The sequence below is a fragment of the Arthrobacter sp. 147(2020) genome (assembly GCF_013116715.1).
In the GTDB taxonomy this organism is placed as follows: domain Bacteria; phylum Actinomycetota; class Actinomycetes; order Actinomycetales; family Micrococcaceae; genus Arthrobacter_D.
In genome coordinates this window covers 153,024-179,885 of record NZ_JABFOM010000004.1, presented here as the reverse complement: position 1 = coordinate 179,885, position 26,862 = coordinate 153,024, and the positions used below count along the sequence as shown (strand labels likewise).

Genomic DNA, 26,862 nt, shown 5'->3' with positions numbered 1-26,862 from the left:
ACCTGGACATCGGTGAGGAAGATCCTGGCCACCAATGTCCAGGTTGCTATCGAAGGCGGGGCAGAGGCCACATTTCCTGTGCCCGTTGTCCACATAGCGGCGGTGGCGGCCCGGGTGGCATCCCTTTCCGGGTTGGCTGGAGCCATGACCAGCATCATTTCCATCGCGGACCACCCTCTTGACGCAGCGTGGCCCCGGCAGTTGGCGCGCCGGACGGAACGCGGGGAACTGATCAGGATTCGGCTCGGATGCTACGTTGACGCATCGAATTGGCGGGGCCTCGATGAAGAGGCGCGCTACCGGGTCAGGGTCGACGCCGTCCGGCGCACTGCCCGACGCGAGCCGGTCTTTGGAGGCGAAACCGCGGGACTGCTCTGGGGGCTGCCCCGGCCGGCCCTCCCGGCGAAGGTTGAGGTGGTGGTCCCCGTCGCGACTGGCTGGCGAAGCGCCAACGGGGTCAACAGGTTGGCGCGGTACCCGGATGAGTTCACAGTCGTCACCTTCGGAGGACGGCACGTCACGGGGAAAGTCGCCACGGCCGTCGAGCTGGCTTTGCGCTGTGACTTCCCCTGGGCGGTGTCGGTGATGGACCGGCTGCTCAACCAGAAGCCTCTCCCACCGGAATCCGGCTCCCGACCGGTGACTAAAGAGGAGGTCGGGAGCCGGATTGCGCTGCTCTCGTCCGCGCCCAAACGCCGACAGGCCATGCGAGTGCTGGAGTTCGCCGACGGCAGGGCCATGTATCCGGGGGAGTCCCTCAGCAGGGTGCTGATGGCACGGCTGGGATTCCCCGCGCCGGAGCTCCAGCACGAGGTAACCGACCACACCGGTCGCTCAGCCTGGGTGGATTTCTACTGGAAAGAACAGCGACTGGTGGGGGAGTTCGATGGAAAGGCGAAGTACCTCAAGCCCGAATACCTCCGCGGGCTGACTACCGCACAGGCGGTCATCGAGGAAAAGCTCCGCGAGGACAGGATCCGATCCACCGGCCTGAACATGGTGCGGTGGGACTGGTCGACGGCGGTGTCCCCGCCGAAGCTGAAGGCTCTGCTGCTACAGGCAGGACTCCCGTGCAACCCGACGGGCCGTCGTCGTCGGCTCTCCACCGCCTAGCCGAGAAACCTGATGCTGAAATCGGTGAGCAACCTGGACAGGCGGAGTCAACCTGGACATCGGTGAGGAAGATCCTGGCCACCAATGTCCAGGTTGCTATCGAAGGCGGGCAGACCTAGTTGAAGACCGCAGACCTAGTCGAAGGCGGGCAGACCTAGTTGAAGACGATGGTCCGGCTGCCGTCGAGCAGCACCCGGTGCTCGGCGTGCCACTGCACGGCCTGGGTGAGGGTGCGGCCCTCCACGTCGCGCCCGATCGCCACGAACTGCTCGGCCGACCGGGCATGATCCACCCGGATGACTTCCTGCTCGATGATCGGGCCCTCATCGAGAGCTGGCGTCACGTAGTGGGCAGTGGCGCCGATCAGCTTCACTCCACGCGCGTGCGCCTGGTGGTAGGGCTTGGCACCCTTGAACGAGGGCAGGAACGAGTGGTGGATGTTGATCGCCCGCCCCACCAGCTCCGAGCACAGTCCGTCGCTGAGGATCTGCATGTACCGGGCGAGGACCACCAGCTCAATGTCGTGCTCGGCGATGACGTCCCGCAGGGCATCCTCGGCGGACTCCCGGGTGTCGGCGGTGACCGGGATGTGGTGGAACGGGATGCCGTAGAACGCTGCGAGGTCGGCCAGCTCGGTGTGATTGGAGACGATCGCCGGAATCTCGATCGGCAGGGTGCCCGAGCGCTGCTGGAACAGCAGGTCGTTCAGGCAGTGCGCCGACTTTGAGGCGAGGATCAGGGTGCGGGCGGGTGCGCCGTCGTCGTGCAGGGCCCAGGTCATGCCGAAAGCCTCGGCGACCGGAGCCAGATGGGCCTCCAGGGACGTCCGCGCCGCCGCGGTGCTCATGGCCACCCGCATGAAGAACGTCCCGGTGTCGGGGCTCCCATACTGCTGGGATTCGGTGATATTGCAGCCGGAGCTCACCAGCGCTCCGGCGACGGCATGCACAATGCCGGGCTGGTCGGCGCAGGAGAGCGTGAGGATGAAGGAAGCCTGGGAGGTGGGGGAGTCAGTCACAAATCAAGCGTACTTCGAATGAAAGCCGCCCGAAGGATACACTCGGAAGTGCCGCGACTGGCGTCAGGTGGGTCACCATCAGGAAGCGGCATGCATCGTCATCATCGGTTCGGGACGGTTCCCTCAGAACAGTCAGCAGACCGACGACGACGGCGCGCAGCGCCGACCACGGATCGCACGCCTGGGACGTATGGTCAAGAACTTGCCCGAGGATGCTTCAGCGCGGCCGAAACACCGGTGCCGGACTGCAGACTCAACGGGTAGCCTGACCAGTAGCAACACATCCCCATCCAGGAGTTCACTGTGACAACTTCGCCCCTGCCCGCCACCGCATCAGCCACCTCGGCGGTCACCAACGCACCGCTTTCCGAGGTCGACCCGGAGATCGCCGCCGTCCTCACCGACGAGCTCGCCCGCCAGCGCGACACCCTCGAGATGATCGCCTCGGAAAACTTTGCACCCCGCGCGGTGCTCCAGGCCCAGGGCTCAGTCCTCACCAACAAGTACGCCGAGGGGTACCCCGGGCGCCGCTATTACGGTGGGTGCGAACACGTCGATGTCGCCGAGAGCCTCGCCATCGAGCGGGTCAAGGCCCTGTTCGGCGCCGAGTTCGCCAACGTTCAGCCACACTCCGGGGCGCAGGCCAACGCCGCCGCGCTCGCCGCGATGATCAAACCCGGTGACAAGATCATGGGCCTGTCCCTGGCGCACGGCGGCCACCTGACCCACGGCATGAAGCTGAACTTCTCCGGCAAGCTCTACGAGGTTGCCGCCTACGGCGTGGAGGAAGACACCCACCGCCTCGACATGGACAAGGTCCGCGCCCAGGCCATCGCCGAGAAGCCGCAGGTCATCATTGCCGGCTGGTCCGCCTACCCGCGGCAGCTCGATTTCGCCGCGTTCCGGTCCATCGCCGATGAGGTGGGTGCCCTGCTCTGGACCGACATGGCGCACTTCGCCGGACTCGTCGCGGCCGGTTTGCACCCCAACCCGGTCCCACACTCCGACGTCGTCACGTCGACGGTGCACAAGACGCTTGCCGGTCCCCGCTCGGGCGTCATCCTGGCGAAGCAGGAGTGGGCCAAGAAGCTCAACTCGGCGGTCTTCCCCGGCCAGCAGGGCGGTCCGCTGATGCATGTCATCGCCGCGAAGGCGACGGCCTTCAAGATCGCCGGTTCCCCCGAGTTCAGGGAACGCCAGGAGCGGGTGCTGGAGGGTGCCCGCATCATCGCGGAGCGGTTGACCGCCAGCGACGTCGGCGAACACGGCGTCTCGGTCCTCACCGGCGGCACCGACGTGCACCTGGTACTGGTGGACCTGCGCGCCTCGCAGCTCGACGGACAGCAGGCCGAGGATCTGCTGCACTCGATCGGGATCACCGTGAACCGGAACGCTGTCCCGTTCGACCCGCGTCCGCCGATGGTCACATCCGGCCTGCGGATCGGCACCCCGGCGCTGGCTACCCGCGGTTTCGGTGCAGCCCAGTTCACCGAGGTGGCCGACATCATCGCTGCGGCACTGAAGCCCGGCGCCGATGCTGAGGCCCTCCGCGCCCGCGTGCTGGCCCTCACCGCTGACTTCCCGCTCTACCCGGAACACGAGCAGTGGTAGCAGACCTCCCCGAGGGTGCGCTGGCCTCCGCCGCGGCCGCATCACCCGACTACGACATTCCCACCGACGAGTGCTGCTTTACCGGTTGCTGCGACCGCGGCAAGGCATTCGTCCTCGAGCAACTGGAAGCTGGCATTACCCCATGAGCCCCGCAGAGAACCAGACAGCGCAGGACCAGACAGCGCAGATCCTCGACGGCAAGAAGACCGCCGCCGCCATCCGGTCCGAACTCACCACCCGTATCGGAGCCCTCAAGGAACTGGGCATCACTCCCGGCCTGGGTACGGTCCTGGTGGGTGATGACCCGGGCAGCCACTCCTACGTCGCCGGAAAGCACCGTGACTGCGAGCAGGTCGGCATCACCTCGGTCCGCCGGGACCTGCCGGCGGACATCTCCCAGACCGAGCTGGAGAAGGTCATCGACGAACTGAACGCCGACGACGCCACCACCGGCTACATCGTCCAGCTCCCGCTCCCGAAGCACCTCGACGCGAACGCCATCCTGGAACGGATGGCCCCGGAGAAGGACGCCGACGGTCTACACCCGGTCAACCTCGGCAAGCTGGTCCTGAACGTGGGCGCCCCGCTGGATTCGCCGCTGCCCTGCACACCGCACGGCATCGTTGAGCTGCTGCGCCGCCACGGGATCACTCTCGAGGGAAAGAACGTCCTCGTGGTGGGCCGCGGGATCACCGTTGGTCGCCCCCTGGGCCTGCTCCTGACTCGCCGCGACATCAACGCGACCGTCACGCTCGCCCACACCGGAACCGTCGACCTGCCGCACCTGCTGCGCCAGGCCGACGTCGTCGTCGCGGCCGCAGGCTTCCCCGGCATGATCAAGGCGGCGGACCTCAAGTCCGACGCGATCGTGCTCGACGTCGGCGTCACCCGGGTGGAGGATCCCGAAACCGGCAAGGCGAAGCTGACCGGCGACGTCGAACCCGCCGCAGCCTCGCGGGTCGCCTGGCTGTCACCGAACCCCGGTGGGGTCGGCCCGATGACCCGGGCCATGCTGCTCGCCAACGTGGTGGAGGCCGCCGAGCGGCAGGCCGGCATCGCCGTCGGGCACTAGCGCGGCGGTTGGGAAACGGGAACGCGGACCGGTCCTGTCCGCTAAAGGATGCGGTTGGCTTTTCCCAATGGGTTGAATACCCTAGGCTGAGCAGGTGCCCAACTCACTGACCCGCGACTACGTCATCTCTGCCCGGAACCTCACCAAGCACTACGGTGACTTTGCAGCGGTCGATGACATCTCCTTCGACGTCCCCGCCGGCGAATCCTTCGGCCTGCTCGGCCCCAACGGTGCCGGAAAATCCACCACGATGCGGATGATCGGCGGAGTGTCGCAGCGCACCTCGGGGTCGCTGAGCATCATGGGGCTCGACCCGGAGCAGCACGGCCCGCAGGTCAGGGCCCACCTGGGAGTGGTGCCGCAGCAGGACAACCTCGACGAGGAGCTGCGCGTCCGCGATAACCTCATCGTTTACGGGAGGTACTTCGGGCTGCCCCTGAGCTATCTGAAGCCGAAGGCGGATGAGCTCCTGGAGTTCGCCCAGCTCACCGAGAAGGCCAAGTCCAAGGTCGATTCGCTCTCCGGTGGCATGAAGCGCCGGCTGACGATTGCCCGGTCCCTGATCAACGAACCGAAGATCCTGCTGCTCGACGAACCCACCACCGGCCTCGACCCCCAGGCACGCCACATCCTCTGGGACCGGCTCTTCCGGCTGAAGGAATCGGGGGTCACCCTGATCCTCACCACCCACTACATGGACGAGGCGGAGCAACTCTGCGACCGGCTGGTCGTGGTGGACAAGGGCAAGATCATGGCCGAGGGGTCGCCGTCCCAGCTGATCCGCGAGCACTCCACCCGCGAGGTCCTCGAACTCAGGTTCGGCTCCGAACGCAACACCACTGTCGCCGCCGAGCTCCAGGGCATCGGCGACCGGCTCGAGCCGCTACCCGACCGGGTGCTCATCTACACCCACGACGGCGAAGCGGCCCTGGAACAGGTAGCCTCCCGGGGCCTGCACCCCATCACGTCCCTCGTGCGGCGGTCCTCGCTGGAGGACGTCTTCCTGCGCCTGACCGGGAGGAGCCTCGTTGACTAACCCACCCAGTGCTCCCAGCGGCGTCGGGGCCGAATCGGTCCCACCCGACGCCACCACGACGACGACGCCCCCCGCCCTGCGCGCCCACTCGCCGCAGGTCTCGGCGGACCGCGCACAACGGTTCGGCTCCTGGTACTACGCCGAGCATGCCCTGCGGGTGATGAACGGGTACCGGTGGACCCTGATCGCCTACAGCGTGGGCAACCCGGTGATGTACCTGTTCGCCATGGGTGTAGGCCTGGCCACCCTCGTGGACCAGAACTCCGCCGACGCGTTCGGTGGGGTCAGCTACCTGGCGTTCATCGCGCCGGCTCTGCTCGCGGCGGCGACCATCATGACCGCCGCCACCGAGTTCACCTACCCGGTGATGGACGGCTTCAAATGGCGGCGGGTGTACTACGGTCCACACGCCTCCCCGCTGGCGGTGCACCAGATTGTCAACGGTTACATCATCGCGATCACGCTGCGGCTGGTACTGATGAGCGCCATCTACTTCGGCATCGTCGCAGCGTTCGGCGCCTCGCCGTCGCCGTGGGGGTGGGCGGCCGTTCCGGTGGCGGTGCTGTGCGGACTGTCCTTCGGACTGCCGCTGATGGCCTACTCAGCCAGCGTCGAGGAGGACAAGGGCCAGTTTGCGCTGGTGATGAGGTTCCTCGTCACGCCGATGTTCCTGTTCTCCGGCACCTTCTTCCCGCTGACCACCCTGCCGATCTTCCTGCAGTGGATTGGCTGGATCTCTCCGCTCTGGCACGGCACCCAGCTGGGCAGGATGCTCACCTACGGGTACCCGGTGCCCGCCTGGCTGGCAGTGATCCACGTCGTGTACCTGGTGGCGCTCGCCATCCTCGGCTGGCGACTCGCCCGTCGCACCTACGAGCGGAGGCTGGGCAAATGACCGAGAACCTGACCCGGCGTTCCGGACCGTCGTCGGCCCAGCCACTGACCGACGAGGACTACCGGATCACCGCGCATAACCGGCGGTTCAGCGCCCTCTACTCCCGTAACGCCAAGGCGGTGATCGCCCGCGGTCTGCGCGCGACCAAGAGCAGCAACTGGCTGATCATGGTCTCGGGCTTCTTCGAGCCGGTGCTCTACCTGATCTCCATGGGCGTGGGCCTCGGCGCACTGGTGGGCGACGTCGTCGGGCCCGGCGGCGAGCCCATCAGCTACGCGGCGTACATCGCTCCGGCGCTGCTGGCGGTGTCGGCGATGAACGGAGCCGTCTACGACTCCACCTGGAACGTGTTCTTCAAGATGAACTTCGCGAAGCTCTACCAGGGGATGCTGTACACGTCCCTGGGGCCGCTCGACGTCGCGATCGGGGAGATCTTCCTGGCCCTGCTGCGAGGGGCCATGTACGCCACCGGCTTCACCGCGGTGATGGGCATGATGGGGCTGATCACCACGCCGTGGGCCCTGCTGATGGTGCCAGCGTCGGTGCTCATTGCGTTCGGGTTCGCGTCCTTCGGGATGGGGATCACCAGCTACATGAAGACCTTCCAGCAGATGGACTGGATCAACTTCGTGATGCTGCCGATGTTCCTGTTCTCGGCGACGTTCTACCCGCTGAGCGTGTACCCGCAGGGCATCCAGTGGTTCATCCAGGCGCTTCCCCTGTGGCATGGAGTCGAACTGCTTCGTCAGATCAGCGTCGGCACGTTCACGTCCGCGACGGCAATCCACATTCTCTACTACCTCGTGATGATCCTCATCGGGATGGTGCTGACCACCAGCCGACTCCGGAAACTGTTCCTCAAATAGGAGAAAGTCACTGGACCGGGTCCCCGGGGGTTCCATCTCCCGGGGCCACTGGAACATACTGGAGCATGATTGGAAAATGGCAAGCCACAGTTTTCGATTGCCCGGACACCGATCTGCTCGCATCCTTCTACGAGGACGTGCTGGGGATGATCAGGGTCCAGCACGATGAGGACGGCTGGATCTCCATCGGCGACGCACCCGACCGGCCAGCCCTTGGCTTCCAGCGGGTCAAGGACTACACGCCGCCCCGCTGGCCGAGCCAGGACCTGCCGCAGCAGCTGCACCTCGACATCCGGGTCGACGATCTGGATATCGCGGAGGCGAAGGTGCTGGCGCTCGGAGCGGTGAGCATGGACTCAGGGTCAAAGGCACACCGGGTGTTCCTCGATCCCGCAGGCCACCCGTTCTGCCTGGTGAGTTGGTAGCCCGGCTGCGGACCCGGCCGGACCGCTAGGGCACGAGGGTCGCGTAGACCACGTAGTTGTCGTCGAATTCGCCGGTGTCGGGGTTGTACCCGTCGCAGGTGATCAGGCGCAGCTCGGCGGCTTCGGTATTGCCGTACACCTCAAGGGTGGGGAAGTTGTCCTTCTGGTACTGCTCACCCCGGTCGACGGCGAAAACAGCGGTGGTGCCATCTTCCCGGACCACGTTAATCTCATCGCCGGGCTGGAGCGCTCGGAGGTCAGCGAAGACGCCTGGACCGCCGCCGGTCGCGTTGACGTGACCGAGCAGGACCGATGGGCCGCGTTCGCCCGAGGTGGGGGACTGGTCGTACCAGCTGGCCGGCGCCCCGGGGCCATCGGGCGGCACCTCAAGGGACCCGTTATCGCGCAGTCCCAGGTGCAGCAGCTCCGATTCCGCGCCGATCGTCGGAATGTTGAACGATGCTGGCTTTGACGCTTCGAGGACCGCGGGGAGTTCGGGGGTGGGTGCGGGTGAGGCCGCAGCCGACGGTTCAGCCGAGGCAGACGGGGAGGGTGCCGGCGACGGGGATGCCTCCGGCGAGGCGACTGAGGAGGGCGCAGCCGACGACGACGAGCCAGTGTCCTGCGGTGGGGCTTCGGCGGCACAGCCGGTGAGGATTAAAAGGGCGGTCGCCGCCGAGACTGCAAAGCCCCGACGACGACCGTTGTTAGTGCTGATCATGAAATCAGACTATTCCTTTATGCGTTGTTCGCAGCGTTGCGGCGAACCATGAAGGTACCACCAGCGGCTGCAGCCAGAACGAGGCCACCTCCGAGGGCGATCATTCCCATGTTGTTGGTGGTGGACTGAGCCACGCCGGTGTCGGCGCCGCCCTCAGGCATGGCACCCATCTGTGAAGCGGTCACAACGCCACAGAGTGCTGGCGAGGTGGCGCCCAGGGGCAGTGATGGCTCAAGGTCGGAGGGAGCGTTGAACGCTTCCTCGCTGCTTGAGGTCGCGGGATCCAGGCCGTGGATGACGACGACGGCGGTGCCAGCTTCGATGGCGTCGAGGGTTTCGGCGTTCATCTCGAAGGTGCGCTCGATGGAGTAGCTGCCGCCCTGACCCGCGAGTTCAAGGTTCAGGCCTGCAGCTGGGCTGGTGTCGCCGCTGGTGCCGAGGGTGGTTTGGATTCCACCGTAGGAGGCTGCGCCTTCGGTGGTGGAGACGATGCCATCGCCATCGGCGTCGTCAGCCATCGTGGGGCAAACGCCCTGGGCGCCACCATGGACGTGCTGCACGTGGGGGTACGGTGCATCCATGAAGGTTTCGCCAAGACCGGAGACCTGCAGGTTCACGGTTGCGGTCTTGTCATCAATGTCCATCGCGAACGTGGCGGTACCGGTGGTGCCGCTGAGCTGCTGGAAGTCTACGGTGTACGAGCCGTTGGCGTGGTCTGCCATTGCTGGTGCACCGGCCATGGCAACCATGCCAAGGGCGAGGGTGGGGACTGCGAGGAGACGCAAATTCTTGTTCATGTGTTTTTCCTCCATAGTGCGAGTGTTAGTGGGCCTTTGTAAGCACACATACTTTTACTTCGGAGTGGTGCCCGTCACGGATGGGTCGGGATGGAAGAAGTTTTTTTGCCACTGGGCGTTCGCCAACGGTGGAAGACTCGCCGCCGGCCCCAGCGGTTTGCGAGAATGAGTTGTATGAAGCCTCTTGGGAACCAGCAGCCAACAGCGTCCGGTGCCACAGCAGGTGCTGGCCGCGGCCTCAGCCTGCGGATGGGCACGATCGGGATGAGCATCATGCTGATCGTGTTCCTGGTGGCTGTGGTCTTCGCCGCCAACCAGAACGACGTCGTCGGCTGGCTGGTCGCGATCATCTCCCTGGGCTGGCTCCTGGTCTTCAGTTTCGTGGTCTTCAGCCTTCGCTCCGCGGCGCGTAACGCGGCGGCGCGTATCAACGAGGCACAGCTGAACTTCAACCGGGCAAACGGTATCCCCGATCGGGGCCCGAGCGTGGTGGACGAGGCCACGCAGGCCCGCGACATGAAGCTGGACCACAGCTTCAAGATCGTCCAGGTTCAGGTGCGGGTCATCCAGGACCACCTGGCCAGCGGCAAGTCGAGCGACGACGAAACGGTGAGCCGGGCCCTGGACACGATCGAGATCACCTCCCACAACGCGCGTTCAATGATGAAGCGGAACGACGACGGCCCGGTGGAGGGCACTGTTGTCGACTGAGTGCGGCGCTGGCCGCCACCCGCGGTTCACCCCCACCGCCAGCGCGCTCCGGTAGAGTTGAACGAGTGAGTTCTACAGCAACCCTTCCCGCATCCTCTGCCATGTTGTCGCCCGTCAAAGGGTCGGCGCTCCGCGTCGCAACGGTCAACGTCAACGGCATCCGGGCGGCCTACAAACGAGGTATGGCCGACTGGTTGGCCGAGCGTGAGGTCGACATCCTCTGCCTGCAGGAAGTGCGGGCGCCCGACGACATCCTGCGGGCACTGCTGGGCGATTCCTGGCACATCATCCACGCCGAAGCTGAGGCGAAGGGCCGTGCCGGCGTCGCCATCGCGTCGCGGATGGCGCCAACTGCCACCCGCACCCACATCGGCGACGACTACTTCGCCACGTCCGGCCGCTGGGTCGAGGCCGACTTCGACCTGGCCGGGGTGAGCCTGACCGTCGTCAGCGCCTACGTCCACTCGGGCGAGGTGGACAGCCCCAAGCAGGCCGACAAGTACCGCTTCCTCGATGTGATGTCCGAGCGGCTCCCTGAACTGCGGCGCACCCGCGACCATGCGCTACTGGTCGGTGACCTGAACGTGGGCCACACCCGGCTCGACGTCCGCAACTGGAAGGGCAACCAGAAGAAGGCGGGATTCCTCCCGGAGGAACGCGCGTACTTCGACAGGTTCTTCGACGACGAGTTCGGGTTTGTCGACGTTCACCGCCGCCTCGCGGGCGAGGTGGAAGGACCCTACACCTGGTGGTCCTGGCGCGGTCAGGCCTTCGACAATGACACGGGGTGGCGGATCGATTACCACCTCGCCACCGAGGGTCTCGCGGCGGCCGCAGCCGACGCCGTCGTCGACCGAGCACCCTCCTGGGATACCCGATTCTCAGACCATGCCCCGCTGGTAGTGGACTACCGGCTCTAACTTCAGGAACCCTCAACGATGACAATTCCCACCACTGGTGCACGGCAGCGAGTCCTCTCCGGCATGCAGCCCTCGGGTGAGTCCCTTCACCTGGGAAACTACCTCGGCGCGCTGGTGCACTGGGTACGCATGCAGGACGAGTACGAGGCGATCTACTTCATCCCGGACCTGCACGCCATCACCGTCCCCCAGGACCCGGCGGAACTCGCTGAGCGTACCCGCCGTACCGCGGCGCAGTACATCGCCGGAGGGGTGGACGTGGATAAGTGCACCCTGTTTGTGCAGTCCCACGTGCCAGAGCATGCCCAGCTGGGCTGGGTGCTGAACTGCATCACCGGCTTCGGTGAAGCGTCACGGATGACCCAGTTCAAGGACAAGTCACTGAAGCAGGGCGCCGACGCGGCAAGTGTTGGCCTCTTCACCTACCCCATCCTGCAGGCCGCGGACATTCTGCTGTACCAGCCGGAGGGTGTACCGGTGGGGGAGGACCAGCGGCAGCACGTCGAACTGAGCCGGGACCTGGCCCAACGCTTCAACTCCCGCTTCGGGGAAGCGTTCGTGGTGCCGAAGCCCTTCATCCAGAAGGAGTCGGCCAAGATCTACGACCTGCAGAACCCCACCGCCAAGATGTCTAAATCGGCCAGCTCTCCGGCAGGCCTGATCAACCTGATGGATGACCCGAAGGTGACCGCCAAACGCATCAAATCGGCGGTCACCGACACCGGGACGGAGATCCGGTTCGACAGGGAAACCAAGCCCGGGGTGTCCAACCTGCTCTCCATTTACTCGATGCTCACCGGCAAGACCATTGACGAGGTGGTAGCTGAGTTCGAGGGCCGCATGTACGGGCACCTGAAGACCGAGCTGGCCGACATTGTGGTCGCCCACCTGGATCCGATCCGGCTGCGCACCACCGAACTCCTCGACGACCCCGCCGAACTCGACTCTCTGCTCGCCCGCGGTGCGGAGAAGGCGCGCAGCATCGCGTCCGCCACGCTGGCGGATGTCTACGCGAAACTCGGGTTCCTTCCTCCCCTGGGTGGTGCGCGCTAGCGTCATGGACCAGAGCATCAGGGCCTCCACCAGCGCTCAGCCCTCACCGGCCGACGGCGAGGCCGCGCCGGTGACAGGGGGAGTCAGGGAAAGCTGTGTCGGGATCGTCATCGCCGTGCCCGAACCGGCGGCGGCGATCCTTGAACGGTGGCGCGCTGCTTTCGGCGATCCAATGGCTTCCCTCATCCCGGCCCACATCACCCTGGTGACCACCACCCCCGCCACGGACTGGGCTGCGACCACCGCCCATGTGCGCGAGGTCGCCAGGGGGCAGCGCCCCTTCACCGTCACCCTGAAAAGCACCGGGACGTTCAGGCCCGTTTCCCCGGTAGTGTTCCTGAACCTCGACGAGGGATTCAATGATTGCGTGGCACTGCACGAGAAACTGCAGTGTGGACCCCTGGAGCGCACCCTCGAGTTTCCCTTCCACCCGCATGTGACAGTGGCCCACGATGTCAGTACGGCCAGCATGGACTGGGCGGAGAGTCAGCTCGAAGAGTTCGAAGCCTCCTTCACTGTCCGTACTATGGGTCTGTACGAGCATGACTCGTTGGGCATCTGGAGACTGAGGGAAGAGCTGAGCTTTGGCCAAGATCAACACCCGGACCGCAGCGACGGCCCAGGGTCCGCACTATGATGAGCCCCGGCCGGCCGAACTAGCCCACCTCAAACGCAAGGTCATCGACGCCCGCCGCGACCTGGGGAAGGCCCGGCGCCGCGGCCTCACTGGTCTGGCCCTCGCGGAGCCGATGATCACCTACCTGCTCGCCCGCATCTTTGTGATCCGGGGCGTCCGGGTGTTCCACCTCTACGTGGTCCGGCGGGGCCCGCTCATGGCAGCGGGGATCGCCTACCGCCTGTTCTTCTCGATGGCTTCCCTGCTCCTGGCCAGCTTCTCGATCCTGGGCCTGGTGGTCGCCGGCAACGAGCCCCTGCAGAACCTGATCATCGAGGCGGTGAACGCCACCGCCCCCGGCATCCTCATTATGGAACCCGATGGCCCCGGCCTCGCCACTCCCGAGGCGCTGTTTAACGTCAACGACGGGCTGACACTCACCCTGATCGTCTCCACGGTCATCACCCTCATCACCGCGCTGGGCTGGATTGCGGGAGTCCGGCAGGCCATGAGGGGGATCTATGACCTGCCCCCATTGCTGGTGCACCCCGTCGTCCTACGGATCAAGGACCTGGGGACGCTCCTCGTGCTGGGGGCCGCGATGATCCTCACCACGGCGATCGGCCTCGTCGCCAACACCCTCCTGGACGTGGTCTTCGACTGGCTGGGGTTCGGTGACACCGGCCGGCCCTTCACCCAGCTTGCCGGTATTGCGTTGATGCTGGTGGTGGACTTCGCCGTCGCTGTCATCCTTTTCCGGCGGGCGTCGGGGATTGAGCAATCCCGTCGGCTGCTCATCCAGTCCTCAGTGATCACCGCTGTCGGGAGCACCGTGCTGCGCACCTTCAGCACCCTGCTCCTCGGCAGCGTCGGTCAGGGCAACCCGCTGCTGGCACCGTTCACCGTCGTCGTCGGCCTGTTTGTCTGGTTCTTCCTGCTCAGCCAGGTCTACCTCCTGGCCGCAGCCTGGGGTGCCATCGGCGCCGCCGACACGGAGGCGGGGCTCAACCCACGGCACGGGCGGTCGCTGAAGCAGCGCAGTCTCGTCGCCCACCGGCAAAAGGGCTAGTTCGCAGCTCCAGCCTTTAAACAACTCCGGCCCGGCCCCGCTGGTAAGCGGGACCGGGCCAAAGATCGCCCGAAGGCTGAGCTGTATCTAGATCTTGCGGTTCAGGATGGCCTGCTTGACTTCGGCGATGGCCTTGGTCACCTGGATGCCGCGGGGGCAGGCCTCGGTGCAGTTGAAGGTGGTGCGGCAACGCCACACACCCTCTTTGTCGTTGAGGATTTCCAGGCGCATGTCGCCGGCGTCGTCACGGGAGTCGAAGATGAAACGGTGCGCGTTGACGATTGCCGCCGGGCCGAAGTACTGGCCGTCGGTCCAGAACACCGGGCACGAGGACGTGCACGCGGCGCACAGGATGCACTTGGTGGTGTCGTCGAAGCGTTCCCGCTCCTCGGCCGACTGCAGGCGCTCCTTGGTGGGTTCGTGGCCACGGTTGACCAGGAACGGCATGACTTCACGGAAGGACTGGAAGAACGGCTCCATGTCCACGATGAGGTCCTTTTCCACCGGGAGGCCCTTGATGGGCTCCACCAGGATGGGCTTGGACGTGTCGAGGTCCTTCAGCAGGGTCTTGCAGGCCAACCGGTTGCGCCCGTTGATCCGCATCGCGTCGGACCCACACACGCCGTGCGCGCAGGAGCGGCGGAACGTGACCGTGCCGTCGTGCTCCCACTTCACCTTGTGCAGGGCATCCAGCACGCGGTCGGTGCCGTACATGGTCAGTTTCCACTCGTCCCAGTGGGCCTCGTCGGAAACCTCAGGGTTGTAGCGGCGGACCTTGAGGGTAATGTCGAACGTCGGGATTTCCCCGCCGCCGCCAATCCCCGGTGCCAGATCGATCTTGGAGGCTGGTTCTCTTTCGACTGTTTCAGTGCTCATTAGTACTTACGCTCCATGGGCTGGTAACGGGTAAACACAACCGGCTTGGTCTTCAGACGCACGCCGGAGGTTTCGGTGGCCGTTGGATCCAGGTAGGCCATCGAGTGGGTCATGTAGTTCTCGTCGTCCCGCTCGGGGTAGTCCTCGCGGAAGTGGCCCCCACGGGATTCCTTCCGGTGCAGGGCCGCAGCGGTCATGACCTTGGCCATGTCGAGCAGGAAACCCAGTTCCACTGCTTCCAGCAGGTCCAGGTTGAACCGTTTCCCCTTGTCCTGGACGGTGACGTGCTTGTACCGCTCCTCCAGGCCGTCGATCACGCTGAGCGCTTCGAGCAGGGTTTCCTCGGTGCGGAACACCTGTACGTTGGCGTCCATGATGTCCTGCAGTTCCTTGCGGATCTGTGCCACCCGCTCGCCACCCTCGGAGCTGCGCATCGTGTCGAGCAGCGACTCCGTTTCGACCAGCGGGTTTTCGGGGATTTCGACGAAGTCGGCGGTCAACGCGTATTCGGCCGCGTAGATGCCGGCACGCTTGCCGAACACGTTGATGTCGAGCAGCGAGTTGGTGCCCAGGCGGTTCGATCCGTGGACCGACACACAGGCCACCTCACCGGCGGCGTACAGGCCCGGAACAACTGTGTCGTTGTCCTGGAGGACCTCGGCTTTGATGTTCGTGGGGATGCCACCCATGGCGTAGTGGGCGGTGGGGAAGACGGGCACCGGCTCGGTGTACGGCTCGACGCCGAGGTAGGTGCGCGCAAACTCAGTGATGTCAGGGAGTTTCGCGTCGATGTGCGCCGGCTCCAGGTGGGTGAGGTCGAGAAGGACGTAATCCTTGTTCGGTCCACAGCCGCGCCCTTCCCTGACCTCGTTGGCCATCGAGCGGGCCACGATGTCACGGGGCGCCAGGTCCTTGATGGTGGGGGCGTACCGCTCCATGAACCGCTCGCCCTCGGAGTTACGCAGGATCGCTCCCTCGCCGCGGGCCGCTTCGGACAGCAGGATGCCCAGGCCGGCCAGGCCGGTCGGGTGGAACTGGAAGAACTCCATGTCCTCCAGGGGGATGCCCCGGCGGAACGCGATGCCCATTCCATCACCGGTGAGGGTGTGGGCGTTGGAGGTGGTCTTGTAGACCTTGCCCACCCCGCCTGAGGCGAAGATGATCGATTTTGCCTGGAACACGTGCAGTTCGCCCGTTGCCAGATCGTAGGAGACGACGCCGGCGACCCGGGTCTGCAGCTTGGTGACCCCGTCGACGGTGACTTCTTCCTGCACGGTCAGCAGGTCGAGCACGTAGTACTCGTTGTAGAACTCGACGTTGTGCTTGACGCAGTTTTGGTAGAGGGTCTGCAGGATCATGTGCCCGGTGCGGTCGGCTGCGTAGCAGGACCGGCGTACCGGGGCTTTGCCGTGGTCACGGGTGTGGCCGCCGAAGCGGCGCTGGTCGATCCGGCCCTCGGGGGTGCGGTTGAACGGCAGCCCCATCTTTTCGAGGTCCAGTACGGCGTCGATGGCCTCCTTGGCCATCACCTCCGCCGCGTCCTGGTCAACCAGGTAGTCGCCGCCCTTGACCGTGTCAAAGGTGTGCCACTCCCAGTTGTCTTCCTCAACGTTGGCTAGAGCCGCGCACATGCCGCCCTGCGCCGCCCCGGTGTGGGAGCGGGTTGGGTACAGCTTGGTCAGTACTGCGGTCCGCGCACGTTGCCCGGATTCGATGGCGGCGCGCATACCGGCGCCGCCGGCACCCACGATAACGACGTCGTACTTGTGGACCTGCATACGTGTTGCTCTTTCTGTTGTAAACCGGACGGCCGCGCCGGCGGCCTGATGCGTCGGGAGCCCTACGGAGCCGGGCAGTATGGCGCTACGTGCGCTACGCCGTCGATCACTGGGCACGGATCGAAGGTGAAGATCACGAGGGTGCCGAGCACGATGATGACAACGGTGGAGGCGTAGAGCACGCTCTTGAGCCAGAACCGGGTCGAGTCCTTCTCCGCGTAGTCATTGATGATGGTCCGGACGCCATTGGTGCCGTGCAGCATAGCCAGCCACAGCATCACCAGGTCCCAGATCTGCCACACCGGGTCAGCCCACTTGCCAGCCACGAAACCGAAGTCAACGCCCTTGATGCCGTCGCCGTCGATCAGTGAGGTCCACAGGTGGACGAAGATCAGGACCACGAGGATGATGCCTGAGACCCGCATGAACAGCCAGGCCAACATTTCAAAGTTGCCCTTGCTGGCGCCGGTACGGGTGTACTCCGGCGCAACGCGCCCGGAGCGGGGACTTTCAATTACTGGGTTAGCCATGGCTTAGCCTCCAAAGACAACTGAGAGGTGACGGATGGAGAACGCGACCATGGTGACTGCCCACAGCCCGACGACGCCCCAGAGCAGCTGACGCTGGTACTTGGGTCCCTTTTTCCAGAAGTCGATCAGGATGACGCGGAGCCCGTTGAACGCGTGGAACACGATGGCTGCCACCAAACCCAGTTCGCCCAGGCCCATGATGGGATTTTTGTAGGATTCGATCACTGCGTCATAAGCCTCGGGGGACACGCGCACCAACGAGGTGTCAAGCACATGAACCAGGAGGAAGAAGAAGATCACTACTCCGGTAATACGATGGGCTACCCATGACCACATGCCCTCACGGCCGCGGTAGAGGGTGCCTGCTGGTGTCTTCGACACTGAAATAACCTCCCCTGCACGCCCGGCGTATGCATGTCTCCCACGCAGAAAGACGCCGATGCGAAAGCACTCTTCACTTGATCCTAATGTAGGCTCCGTCACCCGTGGGTTCAATTTAGGCTCTCCTACGCTGTGACATTCTTAACAGGCGCTAAGGTGACGCTTCACCGTCACCCGTTTGCGGGCCTGTCCCGACGTCGGCGAGGGGGCCAATCGGAGGCGCTGGGTGCCCTGCGGCCCGCCGAATTCACCATCGTGCACTAACGTGGAGGCGATGACTACGCAGAGGGCTGGTGCCCAAAATTCGACCGAGGCGCTTGAGCGCTTCTACGGGGTGATCCCCGCCGGTGGTGTGGGGACGCGCCTGTGGCCGCTCTCCCGTGCGGCCGCGCCCAAGTTCCTTCACGACCTCACCGGGTCCGGAAGCACCCTCATCCGTGCCACCTACGATCGGCTGGGCCCGCTCAGCGGTGACCGCATCATGGTGGTCACCGGCAAGGTGCACCGCCGTGCGGTCCTGAAGCAGATCCCCGAGATCCAGGATTCCAACCTGGTGCTCGAGAGCGAACCGAAGGACTCGGCGGCAGCTGTCGGCCTCGCCGCTGCCATCCTGTACCAGCGGGACCCGGAAATCATCATGGGCTCGTTCGCCGCCGACCAGGTCATCACCCCGGTCGAGGTGTTCCAGGACGCGGTCCGGGAAGCGATCCACACGGCAGCCCAGGGATATATCGTCACCATCGGCATCCAGCCCACTCTCCCCGCCACCGGTTTCGGCTACATCCGCGCCGGAGAGCGGCTCGACATCGAGGGTGCCCCGAGCGCCCACGCGGTGATCGAATTCGTGGAGAAGCCGTCCGAGGAAGTCGCCCAGGGATACCTCGAATCCGGGAAGTACAGCTGGAACGCCGGAATGTTCGTGGCCCCGGTGGCGCTCATGCTCCGCCACCTCGAAGCCAACGAGCCTGTCCTGTACGCCGGGCTGACCGAGATCGCCCAGGCCTGGGATACCCCGAACCGGGTCGAGGTGGCCCGCCGGGTCTGGCCCACCCTGCCGAAGATCGCCATCGACTATGCGGTTGCCGAACCGGCCGCCGCGGCTGGCGACGTGGCAATGATTCCCGGCAACTTCAGCTGGGACGACGTCGGCGACTTCGCCGCCATCGGCCGCCTGAATCCCGCCATCGAGAACTCGAAGTTGACGGTGATGGGCGAGGGTGCGCGGGTGTTTTCGGACAACGCCTCGGGGATCGTGGTCTCCGATACGAAGCGGGTGATCGCGCTCATCGGGATTGACGACGTCGTCATCGTTGACACGCCCGATGCCCTATTGGTCACCACCAAGGAGCACGCACAGGAAGTCAAGAAGGCCGTCGAGCACCTGCGGGCGAGCGGCGAGATCGACGTCCTCTAGGACTGCTCCTGCTTAACCCAACAGCACAGTTCTATAGTGCGGTCCGGCTGTGGCTAGGCTGGAGGGGTGCAAACCAACCGCAGTGCGCCAACCGATCCCGTAGTCGCTCCTCCCATTGGCGTGTGGCTTGCCCCCCTGCTGGAGGATCTGACCCTTTTCCGTCGGGATCTGCACACGCACCCCGAACTGTCGCACAAGGAATACCGCACCACCGACCGGCTCGTGGAGCGGTTGGAGGCAGCCGGCCTCGCACCCCAGCGGCTCGAATACACGGGATTGTTCGTCGACATCGGCTCCGGTCCCATCCGGTTGGGGTTGCGCGCTGACATTGATGCGCTCCCGGTGTTGGAGGAGACGGGGTTGGCCTACGAGTCGGCCTCCACCGGCATCGCCCACGCCTGCGGCCATGACATCCACGCCACGGTGATGCTCGGTGTGGCGCTGGTGCTCGCCCGGATGAACGACGACGAGCCCCTGGGTGGACGCATCCGGGTCATCTTCCAGCCCGCCGAGGAAATGATGCCCGGCGGCGCGCTGGAAGTCATCGAGCAGGGAGTGCTCACCGACGTGCCACGGATCCTGGCGCTGCACTGCGACCCACACATCGACGTCGGCCTGGTGGGGACGCGGATCGGGGCCATCACGTCGGCGTCGGACACCGTCCGGGTGGAACTGACCGGCAGGGGAGGCCACACCTCCCGGCCGCACCTCACCGAGGACCTGGTGTTCGCCCTCGCGAACATCGCCGTCAACGTGCCGGCCGTGCTGTCCCGGCGGATCGACGTCCGCAGCGCCGTGTCGGTGGTGTGGGGCCAGATCCACGCCGGCAGCGCGCCCAACGCCATTCCCGGCCACGGCTTCATGTCCGGCACCATGCGCTGCCTCGACGGTGAGGCATGGGAAGCCGCCGGGGACCTTCTCGACAGCACTGTCCGGCAGATCGCCGCACCCTTCGGGGTGGACGTCCACCTGGAACACACCCGTGGAGTGCCGCCAGTGATCAACACCGAAGCGGAGACCGGTCTGCTGGAGGCCGCGGCGCGCGCCGAGCTCGGGCCCGACGCCGTCGTCCTCACACCCCAGTCAATGGGCGGTGAGGACTTCGCGTGGATGACCCAGGAGGTGCCCGGCGCCATGATGCGGCTCGGCACCCGCACCCCCAACGGTGAAACCTACGACCTGCATCGGGGTGACTACAACCCCGACGAGCAGGCGATCGGCTGCGGCGTCCAGGTGATGACCAACGCCGCACTGCGCGCGATCAGGGGCGTCCGCCACTAGCGGATCGGCCCACGCTACCAGCGTGGAATAGAGCCGGGGCCCGAGAGGTTAGCTCCAGTGTGAGTACATCAGTGAATACCCGTCCGCCCCTGTCAGTCCTCGACCTCGCCACCGTCGGTGCCGGGAAATCGTCGGGGGATGCCCTCGCCGACAGCACCACCCTCGCGCAGGCCGCCGACCGGTTGGGCTACCGACGGTTCTGGGTCGCCGAACACCACAACATGCCCGCAGTGGCATCCACCTCCCCACCCGTCCTGATGGCCCACCTGGCGTCGCAGACCGAACGCATCCGGCTCGGCTCCGGCGGTGTGATGCTCCCCAACCACGCACCGTTTGTCGTCGCTGAGCAGTTCGCACTCCTCGAGGCGCTGTACCCGAACCGGATCGACCTGGGCATTGGCCGCGCACCCGGCACGGATCAGGCAACGGCCATGGCCCTGAGGCGGCAGGCAGGCGGGCTGGGTGTCGAGGAGTTCCCCCAGCATGTCCTGCAGGTGATGAGCCTGCTCGGTGATCACCGGTCGAATGATCAGGCCCTGAACCTGGTCGCCACGCCGTCGGCCTCCAGCTACCCCGAGGTCTGGCTGCTCGGGTCCAGCGGATACTCGGCACAGCTCGCAGGCATGCTGGGCCTGCGCTACAGCTATGCGCACCACTTCGGCAACGAGGATCCCGCAGCAGTGATGAACCTGTACCGGTCCAACTTCCAGGCCTCGCCCGTGCTCGATGAGCCGTACGCGATGCTGGCCACCTCGGCGCTGACCGCCGATACCGAAGAGGAAGCCGACTACCTCGCCGGTCCTGCCCGCATCATGGCCCTGGCCCTGCGCTCCGGAAAGCTGGGGCCGATCGTCTCCCCGGAGGAAGCGGCTGCCAGGGAACTTACCGACCAGGAGCTGATGGTGCTGGAACACCTTCCAGCGATCAAGGCCGTCGGAACGCCTGAGCAGGTGACCGACCGTCTTGACGCGCTGGTGCAGCAAACTGGAGCCAACGAACTGATGATTACCGGCACCACCTATGAGGTCGCATCACGGGTGGCGTCCCTCGAAGCGCTCAGCGAGGCGTGGGGCGGTCGGGTTTCCAATGGAATACCGGTTGGTAACAAATCCCGAACAATGTGATTTCCGTCGCTTGATTTGGTAGGAGCTGGGGCAGGGCGCCGCTAGAGTATGCTCATATCGTGCCGGACCCACGGTGCGGCACAGAGCCTACGAAAAATCAGTGAAAACAGAGCCACGAACACGTTTAGGTGCTTCTGGGGCGGTCACTCACTGAGGTCTTCGGCCGTGGGGCCCATTTCTTTCTGGAGGAATTTTGAAGAACTCACAGCGCACCACCACGCGCCTCAACAACAAGACGGCCCTGTCAGCCGCGATGCTCGGCGCCTCGGCACTGCTGATCGCCGGTTGTGGCGCGGCTCCCGAAGAGCCAGCAGGCACCTCGGACGCCAGCGGTGAAGCAACCGAAGCCACCGTTGACTACACCGGTTGCATTGTCTCGGACGCGGGTGGATTCGACGACCAGTCGTTCAACCAGTCCAGCTACGAGGGCCTGACCGCCGCCCGCGATAGCCTTGGCATTGAGATCCGCGAGGCCGAATCACAGGCCGAAACCGACTTCGGACCGAACGTGAACTCGATGGTCACCAGTGGCTGCGACATGATCGTCACCGTTGGCTTCCTGCTCTCCGCGACCACCGCTGAAGCCGCAGAGGCCAACCCTGACACCAACTTCGCCATCGTTGATGACAACGACATCGAGCTCGACAACGTCAAGCCCATCATCTACGACACGGCTCAGGCCGCGTTCCTCGCGGGCTACGCCGCAGCGGGCACCACCCAGACCGGCACGGTTGCCACCTACGGCGGTATCCAGATCCCCACCGTGACCATCTTCATGGATGGCTTCGCTGACGGTGTCGCCTACTACAACGAGCAGAAGGGCGAGGACGTCCAGCTCCTCGGCTGGGACAAGGAAGCCGCAACTGGTACGTTCACCGGCGACTTCGAGTCACTCGCCAACGGCAAGACCAACACCGAGAACTTCATCAACGAAGGCGCCGACATCATCATGCCGGTTGCCGGTCCCGTGGGCCTCGGCACCATCGAAGCAGTTGAGGAAGCCAACGCAGACGGCGCCGACGCCAAGGTCATCTGGGTTGACTCCGATGGGTTCCTGACCGTCGATGCCGGCAACGAGTTCATCCTGACCTCGGTCATGAAGCTCATGGGCGAGGCTGTTGAAGAGGTCATCAGCACCGACGTCGACGGCAACTTCGACAACACGCCTTACGTTGGCACCCTCGAAAACGGCGGAGTGGCCCTCGCGCCCTTCCACGATCAGGAAGCCGCCGTTTCCGACGAGCTGAAGGCCGAGCTGGAAGAGATCCAGGCAGGCATCATCTCGGGCGACATCACCGTCGATTCCGACGCCAGCCCAGAGTCGTAACAGCCAAGGCATAACGCGCCGCAGCTTGAGCGTGAGGGATTCCCACACGCTCAAGCTGACGGCGCGTCTTGCGTTTAGGCTGGTAACCAGCAAAAACCCTACTGACCGGTCCAGCGGCTCCCTCCGCTGATTTCCGGTCCTGATCCAGAACAGGTGGTTGGAGTCCGTTGCTGCTCGAACTGCAGGGAATAACAAAGAAGTTTGGCACCCTGGTGGCGAACGACTCCATCGACCTCGTCGTCAAGCCCGGTGAAGTGCACTGCCTGCTCGGCGAGAACGGTGCGGGCAAGTCCACCCTCATGAACGTCCTCTACGGACTCTACGAACCGACCGACGGCGAAATCCTCCTCGACGGTAAATCGGTCACCTTCAAGGGCCCCGGCGACGCCATGGCCGCCGGGATCGGCATGGTGCACCAGCACTTCATGCTCATCCCCGTGTTCACCGTCGCCGAGAACGTAGCCCTTGGTGACGAGTTCACCCGCGCCGGCGGCCTCCTCGACCTCGAAAAAACGCGGGCCAAGATCCGCGACATCTCCGATCGGTACGGGTTCGACGTCGATCCCGATGCCCTGATCGAAGACCTCCCCGTGGGCGTCCAGCAGCGGGTGGAGATCATCAAGGCGCTGGTCCGCAACGCGAGCGTGCTCATCCTGGACGAGCCCACCGCGGTCCTGACCCCCCAGGAAACCGATGAACTGATCGACATTATCGGCCAGCTCAAAGCCGCCGGCACAGCGATTGTCTTCATCTCACACAAGCTCCGCGAAGTCCGGGCTGTCTCCGACGTCATCACGGTGATCCGCCGCGGAGCGGTGGTCGGAAGTGTCGACCCGAGCACCAGCACCACCGAGCTGGCCAACATGATGGTCGGCCGTCAGGTGAGCCTCAGCCTCAACAAGGCTCCAGCCAACCCCGGGGAGCGCACCTTCCAGGTCAGGAACCTTACGGTCCTCTCACCCACCGGGCAGCGCCTGGTCGATGACGTCACCTTCGACATTGCCGAGGGCGAGATCCTCGCCGTCGCTGGCGTCCAGGGCAACGGCCAGACCGAACTGACCGAGGCCATCCTGGGACTCCAGGACCACGCCAGCGGATCGATCAAGCTCAAGGGCACCGAACTGATCGGTTTGAAGGCCAAGGACGTGATCCGGCACGGTGTTGGCTTCGTCCCCGAAGACCGCAAGGTCGACGGCCTGGTCGGAACGTTCTCCGTCGCGGAGAACCTGATCCTCAACTGGTACAACGAGCCCCCGTTCGCCAAGGGGCTGGCCATGAAACCGTCGGTGGTGATGGCCAACGCCAAGGCAAAGATCCACGAGTACGACGTGCGAACCCAATCGGCTGATTCAGCAGTGGGAACCCTGTCGGGCGGCAACCAGCAGAAGGTAGTCCTGGCCCGCGAGCTGTCCCGGCCGCTGAACCTGTTCATCGCCTCGCAGCCCACCCGCGGCGTCGACGTCGGATCCATCGAGTTTCTCCACAAGCGGATCGTGCAGGAGCGTGACGGCGGAACCCCGGTCATGATCGTCTCGACCGAGCTCGATGAGATCAGCGAACTGGCGGACCGGATTGCCGTCCTGCACCGCGGCAAACTGATGGGTGTGGTGCCTGGAAACACCACGCGCGACGTCCTGGGATTGATGATGGCCGGAATGACGGCGGACGAGGCCCTCGGCCAGTCTGCGGAGGAGAAGCAATGAGTTCACAGCTGCAGCAAGGCGATAGCTCCCGCAGTGTCCTGCACCGGATCATGGGTGGAAGCACGCTGGTCGCCGTACTCGCGGTAGTGCTGTCCATCGTGCTCGGTGGCATCCTGATCGCTGTCACCGACGACCGGGTGGCAGAAACGTCGGCCTACTTCTTCAGCCGCCCCGGCGACATGCTGACGGCGGCATGGGAGGCGGCCAGCGGCGCTTACATCGCACTGTTCCAGGGCGCGATCTTCAACCCCCGGGCCGACACGGTCGCGCAGGCAATTCGCCCCCTCACCGAAACGCTGACCGTCGCGACGCCGTTGATCCTCGCCGGCCTCGGCGTAGCCATCGCGTTCCGCACCGGCCTGTTCAACATCGGCGCCCAGGGGCAGATCATCCTCGGCGCCACGTTCGCTGCCTGGGTAGGATTCACCCTCGAACTGCCGCCGGGCCTCCACCTGCTCATTGCGGTAGTTGCCGGATTCATCGGCGGCGCCCTCTGGGGCTTCATCCCGGGCATCCTCAAGGCCCGCACCGGCGCGCATGAGGTGATCGTGACGATCATGCTCAACTATGTCGCCGTGTATCTGGTGGCCTACCTGCTGTTCACGCCGGGCTTCCAGAACCCCGGCTCCTCCAACCCGATCAGCCCCCGCCTGGACGATTCCGCCCTGTACCCGCTGCTGCTCGGCTCCGGGTACCGTCTGCACCTGGGCTTCCTGGTGGCCATCGCGGCCACCATCTGCGTGTGGTGGCTCCTGAACCGCTCGACCACAGGATTTGAACTCCGTGCCGTCGGGGCCAACCCCAATGCAGCCCGCACCGCAGGCATCAGCGTGACCAAGGGATATGTGGTGGTCATGATGATCGCCGGCGGTCTGGCAGGACTCGCCGGGGTGGCGCAGGTCGCCGGCACCGAGAAGGTGCTGACCGGCGGTATCGCCGCCAGCTTCGGCTTCGATGCGATCACTGTTGCACTGCTGGGCCGGTCGCACCCGTGGGGTGTCTTCTTCGCTGGCCTGCTGTTCGGTGCGTTCCGTGCCGGCGGCGTGCAGATGCAGACCCAGACCGGAACGCCCATCGACATCGTCCTGGTGGTGCAGTCGCTCATCGTGCTCTTCATCGCAGCGCCTCCACTGGTCAAGGCCATCTTCCGGATTGACCAGAAGAAAAAGAAAAAGACCACCAAGCCTGATCAGTCCTCAGAGGACATCACCACCACAACGGCAGCTGGAGGAGTGGCGTGAGCGTTGCAACCGAAACGAGGCCGGAAGGCCCGACGCATACCGCGAGAGTGAGGAACTGGAAGGCGCCCATCGGCTTCGGCATTGGTGCCCTGGTCGCACTGCTGGTCTTCGCCCTCGGCAGCCCGGCCCAGACCGCTGTGTTCCGCATTTCGAACGACTCGGACCGGTTCAGACTGGCCGATGTCGCCCTGCCCGCCACCACCGTCGGCTGGTTCACCGCCGTCGCCCTCACGCTGATTGCCGTCTACGCGTTCCTGCAGGTCAGGAACGGACGGAAGGTCGCCCGGTGGATCCCGATCGTCTACGGCGCGCTGTTCATGATCGGCTTCCTCACCTGGGTGGTCGGTAGTGCCAATACCCCGAGCATCTCGCTGGCCGGCCTCATCGCCGGGTCAGTCACCCTCGCCATCCCGCTGATCTTCGGATCGCTCTCGGGTGTCCTGTGCGAGCGGGTGGGCGTGGTCAACATCGCCATCGAGGGCCAGCTTCTGTCCGGCGCGTTCGCCGCTGCGGTCGCCGCCTCCATCTCGGGCAACGCCTACGTTGGACTGATCGCTGCCGCTTTCGCCGGCACCCTGGTGTCGGTGGTGCTCGCTGTCTTCAGCATCAAGTACTACGTCAACCAGATCATCGTCGGCGTGGTGCTGAACGTGCTTGTCTCGGGCCTGACCGGCTTCCTCGCGTCGACGCTGCTCAGCCGCGACTCGGCGACCTTCAACTCCCCACCGAGCCTGCCGGTCATCAGCATTCCGTTCTTGTCCGACCTGCCGATCATCGGTGGCATCCTTTTTCGGCAAAGCATCGTCGGGTACCTGATGTACGTGGCAGTGATAGTGATCTACGTGGGCCTGTTCCACACGAAGTGGGGCCTGCGGGTCAGGGCCGTCGGAGAACACCCCCAGGCCGCTGACACCATGGGGATCAAGGTCAACTCGACCCGGTTCTGGAACGTGCTCCTGGGTGGCGCGGTCGCCGGTTTCGGTGGCGCCTTCTTCACGCTCGTCTCGGTCAGCTCGTTCTCCCGGGACATGACCGCCGGCGCCGGGTACATCGCCCTGGCCGCGCTCATCTTCGGCCGGTGGAATCCGATCGGTGCGTTCTTCGCTGCCCTGTTGTTCGGGTTCTTCACCAACCTGCAGTACGTGCTCTCGATCGTCGGCACCTCGGTGCCGAGCCAGTTCATGGCGATGCTCCCGTACATTGTCACCATCCTCGCGGTGGCAGGCCTGGTGGGGCGGTCCCGCCCACCGGCTGCCAGCGGCACCCCGTACATGAAGGAGTAGC

General features: G+C 65.1%; 27 protein-coding genes. 20 read left to right on the top strand and 7 right to left on the bottom strand.

The annotated features are described in order from the left end of the window. Positions 1-12: 12 nt before the first annotated feature. Positions 13-1,113: a hypothetical protein gene (locus HMI58_RS05200; protein WP_171618365.1), complete on the top strand. Its 1,101-nt coding sequence runs from the start codon at positions 13-15 to the stop codon at positions 1,111-1,113. 154 nt (positions 1,114-1,267) lie between these two features. On the opposite strand, the gene purU is transcribed toward HMI58_RS05200, so the two are convergent. Then, positions 1,268-2,131: a formyltetrahydrofolate deformylase gene (gene purU, locus HMI58_RS05195; RefSeq protein ID WP_171586504.1), complete on the bottom strand. Its 864-nt coding sequence runs from the start codon at positions 2,129-2,131 to the stop codon at positions 1,268-1,270. Positions 2,132-2,449: 318 nt separating this feature from the next. Here purU and glyA point away from each other — a divergent pair, with 318 nt between their 5' ends. The 7 genes from glyA (at position 2,450) to HMI58_RS05160 (ending at position 8,036) form a co-directional block, all read left to right on the top strand. Then, entirely contained in the window at positions 2,450-3,742 is a 1,293-nt protein-coding gene (glyA, locus tag HMI58_RS05190; protein WP_171618386.1) for a serine hydroxymethyltransferase, read from the top strand. After that, the gene (locus HMI58_RS05185; RefSeq protein WP_171586503.1) at positions 3,736-3,888 is read left to right on the top strand and encodes a hypothetical protein; all 153 of its coding nucleotides are present in this window, start codon (positions 3,736-3,738) and stop codon (positions 3,886-3,888) included. The genes glyA and HMI58_RS05185 overlap by 7 nt, the downstream gene beginning before the upstream one ends. Next, a complete protein-coding gene (locus HMI58_RS05180; RefSeq protein ID WP_171618364.1) occupies positions 3,885-4,814 on the top strand; it encodes a bifunctional methylenetetrahydrofolate dehydrogenase/methenyltetrahydrofolate cyclohydrolase in 930 nt (309 codons plus the stop codon). Before HMI58_RS05185 ends, HMI58_RS05180 begins: the two co-directional genes overlap by 4 nt. A 106-nt stretch (positions 4,815-4,920) precedes the next feature. Further along, positions 4,921-5,850, top strand: coding sequence for an ABC transporter ATP-binding protein (locus tag HMI58_RS05175; protein ID WP_171586534.1), 930 nt, complete (start codon positions 4,921-4,923; stop codon positions 5,848-5,850). 76 nt (positions 5,851-5,926) lie between these two features. Continuing rightward, positions 5,927-6,745: an ABC transporter permease gene (locus HMI58_RS05170; protein ID WP_171586533.1), complete on the top strand. Its 819-nt coding sequence runs from the start codon at positions 5,927-5,929 to the stop codon at positions 6,743-6,745. Further along, positions 6,742-7,611: an ABC transporter permease gene (locus tag HMI58_RS05165; protein WP_225667887.1), complete on the top strand. Its 870-nt coding sequence runs from the start codon at positions 6,742-6,744 to the stop codon at positions 7,609-7,611. Before HMI58_RS05170 ends, HMI58_RS05165 begins: the two co-directional genes overlap by 4 nt. A gap of 65 nt (positions 7,612-7,676) precedes the next feature. Then, positions 7,677-8,036 carry a VOC family protein gene (locus HMI58_RS05160; RefSeq protein WP_171586501.1) on the top strand — a complete coding sequence of 120 codons (360 nt, stop codon included), beginning with the start codon at positions 7,677-7,679 and terminating at the stop codon, positions 8,034-8,036. A 25-nt stretch (positions 8,037-8,061) separates the two neighbouring features. Here the strand turns inward: HMI58_RS05160 and HMI58_RS05155 are convergent, their stop codons facing one another. Beyond that, positions 8,062-8,757, bottom strand: coding sequence for a class F sortase (locus tag HMI58_RS05155; RefSeq protein WP_171618363.1), 696 nt, complete (start codon positions 8,755-8,757; stop codon positions 8,062-8,064). Positions 8,758-8,774: 17 nt separating this feature from the next. Then, positions 8,775-9,554: a CHRD domain-containing protein gene (locus HMI58_RS05150; protein WP_171586499.1), complete on the bottom strand. Its 780-nt coding sequence runs from the start codon at positions 9,552-9,554 to the stop codon at positions 8,775-8,777. Between the two features lie 174 nt (positions 9,555-9,728). On the opposite strand from HMI58_RS05150, the gene HMI58_RS05145 reads away from it, so the two are divergent. The 5 genes from HMI58_RS05145 to HMI58_RS05125 all read left to right on the top strand — a co-directional run bounded on the left by HMI58_RS05145 (position 9,729) and on the right by HMI58_RS05125 (position 13,923). After that, on the top strand, positions 9,729-10,265 hold the full coding sequence (locus HMI58_RS05145) for a hypothetical protein (RefSeq protein ID WP_171586498.1): 537 nt from the start codon (positions 9,729-9,731) through the stop codon (positions 10,263-10,265). Positions 10,266-10,366: 101 nt separating this feature from the next. Next, entirely contained in the window at positions 10,367-11,185 is an 819-nt protein-coding gene (locus tag HMI58_RS05140) for an exodeoxyribonuclease III (protein ID WP_171618385.1), read from the top strand. An 18-nt stretch (positions 11,186-11,203) separates the two neighbouring features. Then, entirely contained in the window at positions 11,204-12,238 is a 1,035-nt protein-coding gene (gene trpS, locus HMI58_RS05135) for a tryptophan--tRNA ligase (RefSeq protein ID WP_171618362.1), read from the top strand. 4 nt (positions 12,239-12,242) lie between these two features. Then, positions 12,243-12,875, top strand: a complete 633-nt coding sequence (locus HMI58_RS05130) for a 2'-5' RNA ligase family protein (protein ID WP_171586496.1) — start codon at positions 12,243-12,245, stop codon at positions 12,873-12,875. Continuing rightward, on the top strand, positions 12,823-13,923 hold the full coding sequence (locus HMI58_RS05125; protein ID WP_171586495.1) for a YihY/virulence factor BrkB family protein: 1,101 nt from the start codon (positions 12,823-12,825) through the stop codon (positions 13,921-13,923). The genes HMI58_RS05130 and HMI58_RS05125 overlap by 53 nt, the downstream gene beginning before the upstream one ends. Before the next feature lie 87 nt (positions 13,924-14,010). On the opposite strand, the gene HMI58_RS05120 is transcribed toward HMI58_RS05125, so the two are convergent. From HMI58_RS05120 to sdhC, 4 genes are all read right to left on the bottom strand, one after another. Next, a complete protein-coding gene (locus HMI58_RS05120) occupies positions 14,011-14,799 on the bottom strand; it encodes a succinate dehydrogenase iron-sulfur subunit (protein ID WP_171586494.1) in 789 nt (262 codons plus the stop codon). Next, entirely contained in the window at positions 14,799-16,577 is a 1,779-nt protein-coding gene (gene sdhA / locus HMI58_RS05115) for a succinate dehydrogenase flavoprotein subunit (protein WP_171586493.1), read from the bottom strand. Before sdhA ends, HMI58_RS05120 begins: the two co-directional genes overlap by 1 nt. Before the next feature lie 62 nt (positions 16,578-16,639). Next, the gene (locus tag HMI58_RS05110; RefSeq protein ID WP_171586492.1) at positions 16,640-17,107 is read right to left on the bottom strand and encodes a succinate dehydrogenase hydrophobic membrane anchor subunit; all 468 of its coding nucleotides are present in this window, start codon (positions 17,105-17,107) and stop codon (positions 16,640-16,642) included. Between the two features lie 3 nt (positions 17,108-17,110). Beyond that, positions 17,111-17,488 (bottom strand): succinate dehydrogenase, cytochrome b556 subunit, encoded by a 378-nt coding sequence (sdhC, locus tag HMI58_RS05105; protein WP_171586491.1) that lies wholly within the window; start codon positions 17,486-17,488, stop codon positions 17,111-17,113. A gap of 274 nt (positions 17,489-17,762) precedes the next feature. Here sdhC and HMI58_RS05100 point away from each other — a divergent pair, with 274 nt between their 5' ends. The 7 genes from HMI58_RS05100 to HMI58_RS05070 all read left to right on the top strand — a co-directional run bounded on the left by HMI58_RS05100 (position 17,763) and on the right by HMI58_RS05070 (position 26,861). Beyond that, on the top strand, positions 17,763-18,902 hold the full coding sequence (locus HMI58_RS05100; RefSeq protein WP_171586490.1) for a mannose-1-phosphate guanylyltransferase: 1,140 nt from the start codon (positions 17,763-17,765) through the stop codon (positions 18,900-18,902). A gap of 66 nt (positions 18,903-18,968) precedes the next feature. Next, the gene (locus HMI58_RS05095) at positions 18,969-20,183 is read left to right on the top strand and encodes an amidohydrolase (protein ID WP_171618361.1); all 1,215 of its coding nucleotides are present in this window, start codon (positions 18,969-18,971) and stop codon (positions 20,181-20,183) included. A gap of 59 nt (positions 20,184-20,242) precedes the next feature. Next, the gene (locus HMI58_RS05090; RefSeq protein ID WP_318779126.1) at positions 20,243-21,307 is read left to right on the top strand and encodes an LLM class flavin-dependent oxidoreductase; all 1,065 of its coding nucleotides are present in this window, start codon (positions 20,243-20,245) and stop codon (positions 21,305-21,307) included. A gap of 193 nt (positions 21,308-21,500) precedes the next feature. Further along, a complete protein-coding gene (locus tag HMI58_RS05085; RefSeq protein WP_225667888.1) occupies positions 21,501-22,634 on the top strand; it encodes a BMP family ABC transporter substrate-binding protein in 1,134 nt (377 codons plus the stop codon). A 167-nt stretch (positions 22,635-22,801) separates the two neighbouring features. Then, on the top strand, positions 22,802-24,337 hold the full coding sequence (locus HMI58_RS05080) for an ABC transporter ATP-binding protein (protein WP_171618360.1): 1,536 nt from the start codon (positions 22,802-22,804) through the stop codon (positions 24,335-24,337). After that, a complete protein-coding gene (locus tag HMI58_RS05075) occupies positions 24,334-25,578 on the top strand; it encodes an ABC transporter permease (protein ID WP_171618359.1) in 1,245 nt (414 codons plus the stop codon). Before HMI58_RS05080 ends, HMI58_RS05075 begins: the two co-directional genes overlap by 4 nt. Further along, positions 25,575-26,861, top strand: coding sequence for an ABC transporter permease (locus HMI58_RS05070; protein WP_171618358.1), 1,287 nt, complete (start codon positions 25,575-25,577; stop codon positions 26,859-26,861). Before HMI58_RS05075 ends, HMI58_RS05070 begins: the two co-directional genes overlap by 4 nt. The last annotated feature ends 1 nt before the right edge of the window (position 26,862 follow it).